This window comes from Bacteroides sp. 3_1_13 (genome assembly GCF_001185845.1).
GTDB lineage: Bacteria > Bacteroidota > Bacteroidia > Bacteroidales > Bacteroidaceae > Bacteroides > Bacteroides xylanisolvens.
This window is the reverse complement of the sequence record NZ_KQ236956.1, coordinates 1,231,117-1,242,990: the sequence shown is the minus strand read 5'-3', so window position 1 is coordinate 1,242,990 and position 11,874 is coordinate 1,231,117. Positions and strand designations below refer to the sequence as shown.

Sequence of the window (11,874 nt, the reverse complement as noted above, 5' to 3'; positions counted from 1 at the left end):
TGAAAAAAATCATGAAAAAGTTATTTGTAACGGCTATATGTATCTTGTGCAGTCACTGGCTATTGGCCGGTGAGATATGGATTTCTCCCAAGGGTAGTGACTTCAACGACGGAACTCGTCAATCTCCTAAAGCCACGCTGACTTCTGCCTTACGACAAGCACGAGAATGGCGCAGGACAGAGGATAACCGTATTCAAGGTGGAATCACAATCTATATGGAAGGTGGAACCTATGCCTTCCATGAACCGTTTTTTATCCGTCCGGAAGATAGCGGAACCAAAGAATCGCCCACAATCATTCGCTCGGTAGGCGATGAAAAAGTGATATTGAGTGGAGGAATCAGCATAAATGGCTGGAAGAAGCAAGGGAAAGTTTGGGTAGCAGATGTACCGGTATTTAATGGACGTCCATTGGATTTCCGCCAGTTGTGGGTGAATGGAAAAAAGGCAGTTCGTGCCCGTGATGTGGAGGATTTCGAAAAGATGAATCGCATTTGCAGTGTGGATGAGAAGAATGAAATTCTTTATGTACCTGCAGTTTCCATTCGCAGGCTTATTGATAATAAAGGGAATTTGAAAGCTAAATATGCCGAGATGGTATTACATCAGATGTGGTGTGTTGCCAATCTTCGGATTCGTTCAGTTGAAGTGCAGGGAGATAGCGCGGCAATACGTTTTCATCAACCGGAAAGTCGGATTCAGTTTGAGCATCCCTGGCCGCGTCCGATGGTGACGACAGACGGACATAATTCTGCTTTCTATCTGACAAATGCCCGCGAATTGCAGGATGTACCCGGAGAATGGTATCATGATATAGATGCCCGTAAGATATATTATTATCCACGGGAAGGAGAGAAGATGCAGGAGGCGAAAGTGATCGTACCTGCTGTTGAGACATTAGTACGGGTGGAAGGAACTGTGGATCGTCCTGTGTGTCATATTCGTTTCGAGAAAATTACTTTTTCCTATACTACATGGATGCGTCCGTCAGAAAAAGGACATGTACCTCTTCAGGCAGGTATGTATCTGACAGATGGTTACCGGATTGATCCGAAAATGCAACGGGATTACTTGAATCATCCGTTGGATAACCAAGGATGGTTGGGACGTCCCGCAGCTGCTGTTCGTGTGGCTGCTGCAAGGCAGATTGATTTCGAGCGTTGCCGGTTCGAGCATTTAGGTTCAACCGGATTGGATTATGAAGAAGCGGTGCAAGGCGGTGTTGTTCGTGGCTGTCTCTTCCGCGATATTGCCGGAAATGGTCTGTTAGTCGGCAGTTTTTCTCCGGCTGCCCATGAGACGCATTTGCCATACGATCCTGCTGATCGTCGGGAAGTATGCACACAGCAACAAATCAATAATTGTTATTTCACGGAAATAGGCAATGAAGATTGGGGATGCCTTGCCATTGCTGCGGGATATGTAGGAGACGTCAATATCGAGCATAATGAAATCAGTGAAGTGCCTTATAGTGGTATCAGTCTTGGTTGGGGATGGACGCAAACTGTGAATTGTATGCGTAATAACAGAGTACATGCCAATCTGATTCATCATTATGCGAAACACATGTATGATGTGGCAGGTATTTACACACTCGGTTCGCAGCCGAAAAGTTATGTAACGGAGAATTGCGTGCATAGTATTTATAAGCCGGGGTATGTACACGATCCTAATCACTGGTTCTATCTTTATACGGATGAAGGTTCTTCCTTTATCACTGTACGTGATAATTGGACAGAAGGAGAGAAGTATCTGCAAAATGCCAATGGTCCGGGAAATGTATGGGAAAACAATGGCCCGAAAGTGGATAGTGTTATTCGTGAACGTGCGGGACTGGAAGCAGGATATAAGGATTTACTAAATATTCAGTAGGTATTGACAAGTCATTTAACTGTACAGGGCAGACGCATTAAAAATTATTGTTCTGTAAAAGTTGTGACAAATATTTTTCATCCCATCCGGCTTTTAGTCTTTTCAGATTCATACTTCCTTTTGTTGTTTTATCCTTCTTTAGTATGGTAAGTGCCATCTTTGTTGCCACCGAAAAGTTTCTGGCTGCATTTTTCACCTTTTTACTGTAGTCTTCTCGAAAGGTAACATCCAATTGCCAATGAAGATTATTCTCAATAGACCAATGCTGTCTGATGGCAGATGCAATCTCCTCCGGTTTGGTATTATCAAGTGAAGTTACATAGTATCTGACCTCTTGAGTATATTCTCCTGTTGCTACTATTGTTCTCTCCGACTTTATCCCTACAATAGACTTCAACCCCACAAGTTTCTTCTTAAACATTTTCTCCATTATAGAACCATAACTGACTACAGTACAGGTTCTTTTCTCAACTCTTCCATGTCCGGTATTTTCCGACACATGCCTGGTGACTCTATTGATTATTTCATCTCTATCCTGATAATCGTCAATAATTTGTTTAGCTAGTTGATAATTTTTTTTCTTATTCTCCTTTATAGCTATAATATAATTTGCATCACGCTCAATAATGGTCTGGGTTATATCTTTCTGGCATCCCATCGCGTCAATTGTAACAATACAACCACTTAGTTCCAAAGAGTTAATCAACAATGGAATAGCTGTGATTTCATTGCTTTTATCATCTACTTTTACCTGACCTAAAGAAATTCCATTAACGGCAGACCAGGCGGAAACCATCCATAATTTGAATCCTTCTTTTCCCGTAGTATGCTCTCCATCACATTGGCTTGGACCACGCATGAGCTTGCCATCTATAGCTACAACGCCTTTCACCTCCTGACAAACTTGTTTTACCCAATTACGAAAGATCAACTCAAAATACTCGGGCTTTATTATACTGAAGAATCTATTAAAAGTATCATGACTAGGGATGAACTCCAGGTCAGGTATGCGACTTTTGAAAAAAGCAATTTTCGCATTGCCAAATTCCTCAATCTCATTCCAAGACTGGGCGCCACAGATTACAGCAGCAATGGATATATAGATAATAGTTTCCATTTTATGTACTTTTTTGCGGTTCATCCTAGGATCTTCTATTTGTTTACAAAGGTCAATTATGCCAATTTTCATGTTAGTTTATGTTTTATAATATCTTATAAAGATAAGGAAAATAATCGACATATACAATAGATAATACACTAATAGTCAATAATATAAAAATAAAATACAAGTTGTAAGATAGTAAAAAATATAATGCGTCGACCCTGTTTAACTGTAATACGTGATTCGTTCCACAGATATGGAACTAAAGGAAAACAATTGTAGAACTAAAGGGAAACAGATGTGGAACTAAACGTCAACCACTGTGGAACGAATTATTTCTTATGATTCAGTTTGTTAGTAATAGAAAGAAAAATGAAAAAGAAATATATGATATTGCTTAGTGCCTTGTCTTTGGCAAGCAGCACATTTGCCCAGACCTGGATATGGTATCCGGGAGACTACGAAATCTGGCTGGGAAATCAAATGAATAACCGTCGTACGGAACGAGGTGCATTTTTTCCTCCTTTTTGGAAAACGGACAGTCATTATGTTGTCGTAGAATTCAGCAAGCAACTGAATCTTTCCGAGCCGGAAGAAATCTTTATTGCTGCCGAAGGAAAGTACAACGTCAAACTGGATGGAAAGCTCCAGTTCGGTATGCCGGAAACCATGTTGCTTCCGGCCGGAAAACATAATCTGAACATCAAAGTCTGGAATCAGGCAACTCCTCCCACTATTTATGTGAAGGGAAAAACAGTGAATTCAGACTCTTCCTGGCGTGTAACTTACGAAGATAAAGAATGGATTGACGAGAGCGGAAAAGCGAGTGACACATCTGCCACTATCTATATGGATGCCGGATGCTGGAACTTTGACGGAGCTACCCAACGTCCTTCCCAATTCAGTCTGATGCGTGAACCGCAGCAACCTGTTACGAAGACAGAACAGCCCGAAGGAGGTATCCTTTATGATTTTGGAAAAGAAACATTCGGATTTATCACATTGAAGAATCTTTCCGGAAAAGGAAAAATAGAAATTTATTATGGTGAAAGCCCGGAAGAAGCAAAAGATAAAGCATATTGCGAAACATTGGACAAACTCTTGCTCGAACCGGGACAAGTGACCGACCTTGCTATCCGCAGCACTTCTCCTTTGAGTAATTCTGAAAACGAATATACATTGGAGAACAGCAAAGCCTTCCGTTATGTCTATGTAACTCACGAGCCGGGTGTACAGATTGGAGAAGTCTCCATGCAATATGAATATCTTCCTGAAGAATACCGCGGAAATTTCCGTTGCAATGATGAAGAACTGAATCGTATTTGGGAAGTTGGCGCATACACCATGCATCTCACTACCCGCGAATTCTTCATTGATGGTATCAAACGTGACCGTTGGGTATGGAGTGGCGATGCCATCCAAAGTTATTTGATGAACTACTATCTTTTCTTTGATAACGAGTCCGTCAAACGTACAATCTGGTTACTTCGTGGCAAAGACCCTGTGACCAGCCACAGTAATACAATCATGGATTATACTTTCTACTGGTTCCTTAGCGTATATGACTATTATATGTATAGTGGCGACCGCCATTTTGTCAACCAACTGTATCCACGTATGCAAACAATGATGGATTACGTGTTGGGACGTACCAATAAGAATGGCATGGTAGAAGGCATGACCGGCGACTGGGTATTTGTGGACTGGGCAGACGGCTATCTGGATAAAAAAGGCGAACTCTCTTTTGAACAAATCTTATTTTGCAGAAGTCTGGAAACAATGGCTTTGTGTGCGGAACTGGTTGGAGATGCCAATGGCAAACAGAAATACGAGAAACTGGCTGCTGCTTTGAAAGCAAAGTTAGAACCTGCCTTCTGGAATAACGAGAAACAGGCATTTGTACATAACTGCGTCAACGGTCAGCAAAGTGATGCGGTCACCCGTTATGCGAATATGTTTTCTGTCTTCTTTCAATATTTGAATGAAGATAAGCAACAAGCCATTAAACAGTCTGTTTTGCTAAATGACAGTATTCTGAAAATAACGACTCCCTATATGCGTTTTTACGAACTGGAAGCACTTTGTGCTCTTGGCGAACAAGATGCTGTAATGAAAGAAATGAAAGCCTATTGGGGAGGAATGTTGAAGGAAGGAGCTACCTCCTTCTGGGAAAAATATAACCCGGAAGAAACCGGAACGCAACATCTTGCCATGTATGGCCGTCCATACGGAAAGAGTTTGTGCCATGCCTGGGGAGCGAGTCCTATCTACCTGTTGGGCAAATATTATCTGGGAGTGAAACCTGTAAAAGAAGGATATAAAGAGTTTGCTATTGCTCCTGTATTGGGAGGATTGAAATGGATGGAAGGCACTGTGCCCACTCCAAATGGCAATATCCATGTCTATATGAACAGCAAAACGATGAAAGTGAAAGCAACAGAAGGGAAAGGCTATCTGACCATCAAAAGCCGTCGTCCACCTAAAGCAAATATCGGAACACCGGAAAAAGTGTCGGTAGGAGTATGGCGCCTCTGGATCGATTCACCCGAAGAAAGAATTGTTACCTATCATTTATAATACATTGTTAATTAGTTAGTGGAGTAGTCCTTGATTAACGGTTCCTCATTTTAATGGGGATTGTTAATCGGGGACTTTTTTATTGGAATATACGAAATTAAAAGAGGAAAGTCAATAGCTTTTTAAAATTTGATGTGATACAACACATGCCTGCACAACGGATGTTCACCAGGGACAAGCGGATGATCGAATTCCCTTACTCGTTCCATTCCTATTTTCTGCATTACACGTTCTGACCGTTGGTTGAGAAGGGAAGTAAAAGAAAAGAGTTCTTTTATATCCATTTTATTGCGTGTATGCTCCAAACAAGCTGTTGCAGCTTCAGGAGCATAACCCTGTCCCCAATATTCGTGTGCTAACCGCCAGCCTATTTCTATGCCCGGAGCAAAGTCTACATCAAATGTAATCTGATGTAGTCCGGTATAGCCCATAAAAGCATGATCTTCTTTTCGTTCTACAGCATACAAACCGAAGCCACAGGTTTGGAACTCATTTTGAATACGCTGATAAAAGGCAAATGATTCTTCCGATGACAATGAACTAAGAAAAAACTCCATCACATTCGGATCGGCATTCATACGGGCAAAAAACGGGATGTCTTCTTCTTTCCAGTCGCGGAGAATCAGACGGGGTGTTTCTATATACTTTTGCATAATAATGATAATAATGGAATGCAAAGATACAATTCTTTTTTCCTTGTTGGAGGTTATTCATTATTATAAGTATTAACTATTATTCATTGAATCCCCTCTTCACTTATGGTCAGTCTAGTCAGCAGCATGGTACGGGTGTGTAAACCAGAAGCAGGAACCTATTCCTTCGGTCGAATCCACGCCAATTTCTCCTCCCATTTGGGAAACAATGCTTTTGCAGATAGAAAGTCCAAGTCCTGTACCCTGAACAAAGGTATTGAGCTTCACAAAACGTTCAAATACGCTCTTTTGCTTTTCTTCCGGTATTCCCATTCCGGTGTCGCGCACATAGAATTTTATTTTCTGATGGGATACTTGTTCATATCCCAGGGTGATACTGCCTTGCTGGGTGAACTTTAACGCGTTATTTATAAAGTTACTGATTACTTGGGTGAATCTGTTTTTATCCGTATAGATATAACATTCCGGGAATGGTTCCTCAAAAATCAATTCAACACCTTTACTCACTTTCATACTTATTGATTTGATGATTTCAGCACACGTCTCATTTACATCCACATTGGTATATACAAAATTAAATGTTCCCGCTTCGATTTTCGAAAGATCGAGAATGTCCGATATCAGTTGCAAGAGAAGTTCATTATTCTCTTGCACAATCTTGATATATTCCTGCCGTTCGTTTCTGCTGTCCGTTTCTGCCAGAAGACTGGAAAAACCGACAATAGCATTGAGAGGAGTACGGATCTCATGACTCATGTTAGCTAGGAAAGCCGACTTCAGACGATCCAGTTCTTCCGCTTTATCGCGGGCAATAATCAATTTCTGTTCAGTTTCTTTCAAAGGCGTGATGTCATAATTGATACACAACATCTCAATAATGCCGTCTTGCGGACGATAATCTCTGACCATTACGTTAATGCTGGTCCATGTATATTTGCCATTCTCCCTGCATACACGAACTTCTTTACGCAAACTGGTTGCCTTTCCCGTTTTCACTTCACCTACAAAGTTTTTCAGAACAGCCTGATCTTCAGGAACCACATGTGCATATACTCCGATAACCTGTGGCATGGGAATACCTTCTTTCTCTCCCAAATTCCTGTACCATGTATCTTGGGCATATCCGTCTCTTGTCAATACATTGAAATGAGCAAATCCTACCTTGGCGTAATCACCAATTAGAAGAAACAGATTCTCAAATTCCTGTATCTTGGTGTATGCATTGGTCGTTTCCGTCGTATCTATGTTGATAAACAGATAGTTGATAAACTGATTTTGAGAATCATAGAGAGCAGTAACCTTTGTAGTAAGATTGATAATCCCATTTCTCCGGGTGTTCACATACTGGCTTATTTTTGAGAAATCATAATCAATGGAGAAATCGACATCTTCTTTCGCTCTTAATTTCTCTTTTACTTCTGAAGGAATATTGGGATTATCGAACAAATTAACTCTTAATGCTTCATTCTTGTCAGACAAGCCGAATATTTCAAGCTCTTTATCATTAATATCTACCAGATAACCGTCTTTGTCATAAAGTTCGACGCCAGCCGGAAGATTCTTATAGATGTTTCTCAATATCTTTTCGCTGTTGTCCAAAGCTAGACGATCTTCTTTGGCTTGTAATTCCGACTTTCGCAATTCGATGCAAATACTGATAATATTAGCAAGAGAGGAGAAGCATTGATAATCCACATTGCTCCAGCTACGCTGCGTTCTTACCATATCAATTCCCATATAGCCCCATACCTCTTCTTTAGAGATTAGCGGAACTACCATCAGCGACTTGATATCTTGTATCTCCAACGTCTGACGATATTCCGCAGCTTCTTCGGGCATGTCGTCCAGCGTGTTCAGAATGATAGCCCTTCTTTCGGCTATCTGATGATTCCACCAGGTAGAAGGGTCCCAGGGAATATTGCTCAAGAATTCCTGTTCCTTGGATATTCCTTCGGCGGTAACCTCATAAGTGCAATCCTGGCGTTGTTCTTTTCGGTTTATTTCGAAGATATAGATACGATCGCCCAAAAACTGGTTGAGGAGATCTCCTAATGTCTTGTTAACCACTTGAGTGACATCATCACATTGCAGAAAAGCAAGCAATGAATATGAAATATTAGTTTGTTGGTAAAGCAGATTGCTCACTTGAAAGAAATCAATGTTTTCATTCGTAGTATCGATCGGTCTGTCAATATATTGCAGAAAGCCCGTCATATTCCTATATCCCTCTTTATCGGGCTTTTGGAAATTAATCTTAGAGTACACCCATATTTCCCCGTCTTTTGCCCGGATTGGGAACATTTGTTCGTATGTCTCCAGATAAGAAAGAGACATATATTCATTTTTAAGACGCAGCCGGTGATCTTCACGTATTCTTTGGTGAAATTCGGTGAAACTGATGCGGTTACTTTCAAGACCGAGTAAGTCAACAATAAAGTCGGAACAGATATATTCTTGATTCTTCAAATCAGATTCCCACCATCCCATTTTGGCCATTTTTGCTATCTGAACGTATTTTTCATAGTCATAATTTGTTTGTTCTTTCATATTGTTTGCTCTTGTTTTCTGTTTTATATTATAAGCTAGCCGGCAAAGATAAGCATAACTTTTAAATAATGAGGCGTTTGCATATCACAGCAGGATGAAAGTGGAAATTTGGTGCTGAAAAGTGGAAAAAGAGACAAATGAGTACAAACAGGGGATTATTTCGTCTTTCTCTTAGTGAAGAAGTGAATTATATAATCTATAATATATATCAGAAGAATGAAAAATACCAGATTATTCATGTTTGCGGCATGCACACTTTTTTTGGCAGCGTGTGGCAGGCAAACCGTGAAGATTATGACTCCGCCGGATGCGTCAAATCGTGTTTTGTTTGGTGCGGAGCAGTTACAGACTACCTTGGATAAAGCCGGTTATCAGGTAATGATGCAACAGGGAGACACGACATTCTCCGATCCTGAAATCAAAACGATTCTGTTGACGGAAGTAAATGACACGACACTCAAGAAAGAAGGTTTTCATATTTCGACGACGGGCAATCTGACCAGAGTGTCCGGCAGGGATGGGAGTGGTGTCATTTACGGATGCCGTGAACTGATTGACCGTGTGAATGATTCGGATGGTAAGTTGAACTTCCCGGAGGAACTGAAAGACGGTCCTGAAATGGTATTGCGTGGTGCATGTGTAGGATTACAGAAGATGACCTACCTGCCGGGACATGGTGTATACGAATATCCGTATACGCCGGAAAGTTTCCCCTGGTTTTATGATAAAGAACAATGGATTAAATACTTGGATATGTTGGTTGCCAACCGCATGAATTCGCTGTACCTTTGGAACGGTCATCCGTTTGCGTCATTGGTGAAACTGGAAGATTATCCGTTTGCACTGGAAGTAGATGAAGAAACATTCAAGATGAATGAAGAAATGTTCTCTTTCCTCACAGAAGAAGCGGACAAACGCGGTATCTTTGTGATACAGATGTTTTATAATATTATTCTTTCCAAACCTTTTGCTGAACATTACGGACTGAAAACACAGGATCGTAACCGTCCCATTACTCCTCTGATTGCCGATTATACACGCAAGAGCATTGCTGCTTTCATTGAAAAATATCCCAATGTAGGATTACTTGTTTGTCTGGGTGAAGCGATGTGTACAGTTGAGGACGATGTAGAATGGTTTACAAAAACAATTATTCCGGGAGTGAAAGACGGATTACAGGCTTTGGGACGTACGGATGAACCGCCCCTTTTATTGCGTGCACACGATACGGACTGTAAACTGGTGATGGATGCTGCACTGCCACTCTATAAGAATCTTTATACGATGCATAAGTATAATGGTGAATCGTTGACTACCTATGAGCCTCGTGGTCCCTGGGCGAAAATTCATACAGATTTGAGTTCGTTGGGTTCCATTCACATCAGTAACGTGCATATTCTGGCAAATTTGGAACCGTTCCGCTGGGGATCTCCGGATTTCGTTCAGAAGGCGGTAACTGCCATGCACAATGTACATGGTGCCAATGCATTGCACCTTTATCCACAGGCTTCATATTGGGATTGGCCTTATACTGCTGATAAATTGCCGAACAATGAGCGTGAGTTCCAATTGGATCGTGACTGGATTTGGTATCAGACCTGGGGACGCTATGCGTGGAACTGCCATCGCGACCGTACAGATGAAATGGGTTACTGGAACCATCAGTTAGGCAAATTCTACGGAACATCTGACGAAAATGCAAGCAATATCCGTGTAGCTTATGAAGAAAGCGGTGAGATTGCTCCGAAGTTATTGCGTCGTTTCGGTATCACAGAAGGAAATCGCCAAACGTTATTGCTGGGTATGTTTATGAGTCAGCTTGTCAATCCGTACAAATATACGATCTATCCGGGATTCTATGAAAGTTGCGGACCGGAAGGAGAGAAGCTGATAGAGTATGTAGAAAAAGAATGGAAAAAGCAACCTCATGTAGGTGAAATGCCTTTGGATATTGTTGCTCAAGTAATAGAACATGGAGATAAAGCAGTAGCGGCTATTGATAAAGCAGCAGGTTCCGTCTCTTCAAATAAGGATGAATTTGCACGTTTGCAGAATGATATGCATTGTTATCGTGAATTTGCGTATGCGTTCAACCTGAAAGTGAAAGCTGCCAAACTGGTATTGGATTATCAATGGGGAAAAGAGATTAAGAATCTTGAAGAAGCTATTCCTTTGATGGAACAAAGCTTGGAACACTATCGCAAATTGGTGGAACTGACGAACGAACATTACTTGTATGCCAACAGTATGCAGACTGCCCAACGTCGTATTCCTATTGGTGGAGATGATGGAAAGAATAAGACTTGGAAAGAATTGCTGGTACACTATGAGAAGGAATTGGAAAATTTCAAAGCCAACCTCGCTTTGTTGAAAGAAAAACAGAATGGAAATGCGGTGACTGAAACTATCGAGATTGCTGCCTGGACTCCTGCAAACGTGAAACTGATCTCTAATTATCCGACAGTGAAAGTGGATGAGGGTATTTCTTTATTTGTGGATGTCCCAGGTAAGATAGAAGCAGTAGCTCCGGAATTGAAAGGAATGAAGGCGCTCCGCTTCAATGGAAATGAGCAGAGAGAGAAAGGCACAAGCATCACTTTCGAAACGGATGCTCCGGTGAAATTGTTAGTCGCTTATTTCAAAGACGACCAGAAAAAGTATGCAAAAGCTCCGAAACTGGAAATTGATGCATCAGCCAATGATTACGGTCAGGCGGAACCCGTGTTGACGAATGCTGTCCGTATCAACGGAATGCCTTTGGCAAATGTGCATGCATATAGTTTTCCGGCTGGAAAGCATACATTGATGTTACCCAAAGGTTATCTGCAAGTGTTAGGATTCACGGCTGCGGAAACGAAAGTTCGTAATGCCGGGCTTGCCGGGGATGAAGAGACAATGGATTGGTTGTTTTATTAATGGGAATTTAGCAGTTAAATGGGAATTTATCGGTTAGGCTGAAAGCCTTACAATTATATATTTATTGGGGTGCCCTGAAAGGGCTTAATTATATAGCGTAGGGCAACGCCCTACGAAAAAGGCACATCAGCCACAAGCCCTGAAAGGGCGGAACTGTATACAATTATGCCCTTTCAGGGCGCAAATTCAGATTGTCGTTTTTACGTAG

The 11,874-nt window shown here is 41.4% G+C and carries 6 protein-coding genes; 3 read left to right on the top strand and 3 right to left on the bottom strand.

What is annotated here, in order from left to right; genetic code table 11:
* Positions 1-11 precede the first annotated feature (11 nt).
* Positions 12-1,871, top strand: coding sequence for a right-handed parallel beta-helix repeat-containing protein (locus tag HMPREF9009_RS17640; protein WP_049702871.1), 1,860 nt, complete (start codon positions 12-14; stop codon positions 1,869-1,871).
* Between the two features lie 37 nt (positions 1,872-1,908).
* On the opposite strand, the gene HMPREF9009_RS17635 is transcribed toward HMPREF9009_RS17640, so the two are convergent.
* Positions 1,909-3,060, bottom strand: a complete 1,152-nt coding sequence (locus tag HMPREF9009_RS17635; RefSeq protein WP_008018700.1) for an ISAs1 family transposase — start codon at positions 3,058-3,060, stop codon at positions 1,909-1,911.
* A 285-nt stretch (positions 3,061-3,345) separates the two neighbouring features.
* Here HMPREF9009_RS17635 and HMPREF9009_RS17630 point away from each other — a divergent pair, with 285 nt between their 5' ends.
* Positions 3,346-5,550 (top strand): alpha-L-rhamnosidase-related protein, encoded by a 2,205-nt coding sequence (locus HMPREF9009_RS17630; protein ID WP_049702870.1) that lies wholly within the window; start codon positions 3,346-3,348, stop codon positions 5,548-5,550.
* A gap of 122 nt (positions 5,551-5,672) precedes the next feature.
* Here HMPREF9009_RS17630 and HMPREF9009_RS17625 read toward each other — a convergent pair whose 3' ends face one another.
* On the bottom strand, positions 5,673-6,203 hold the full coding sequence (locus HMPREF9009_RS17625) for a GNAT family N-acetyltransferase (RefSeq protein WP_049703370.1): 531 nt from the start codon (positions 6,201-6,203) through the stop codon (positions 5,673-5,675).
* Between the two features lie 114 nt (positions 6,204-6,317).
* The gene (locus tag HMPREF9009_RS17620; RefSeq protein WP_049702869.1) at positions 6,318-8,750 is read right to left on the bottom strand and encodes a sensor histidine kinase; all 2,433 of its coding nucleotides are present in this window, start codon (positions 8,748-8,750) and stop codon (positions 6,318-6,320) included.
* A 216-nt stretch (positions 8,751-8,966) separates the two neighbouring features.
* Here HMPREF9009_RS17620 and HMPREF9009_RS17615 point away from each other — a divergent pair, with 216 nt between their 5' ends.
* Positions 8,967-11,666: an alpha-d-galacturonidase gene (locus HMPREF9009_RS17615; RefSeq protein ID WP_049702868.1), complete on the top strand. Its 2,700-nt coding sequence runs from the start codon at positions 8,967-8,969 to the stop codon at positions 11,664-11,666.
* Positions 11,667-11,874 lie beyond the last annotated feature (208 nt).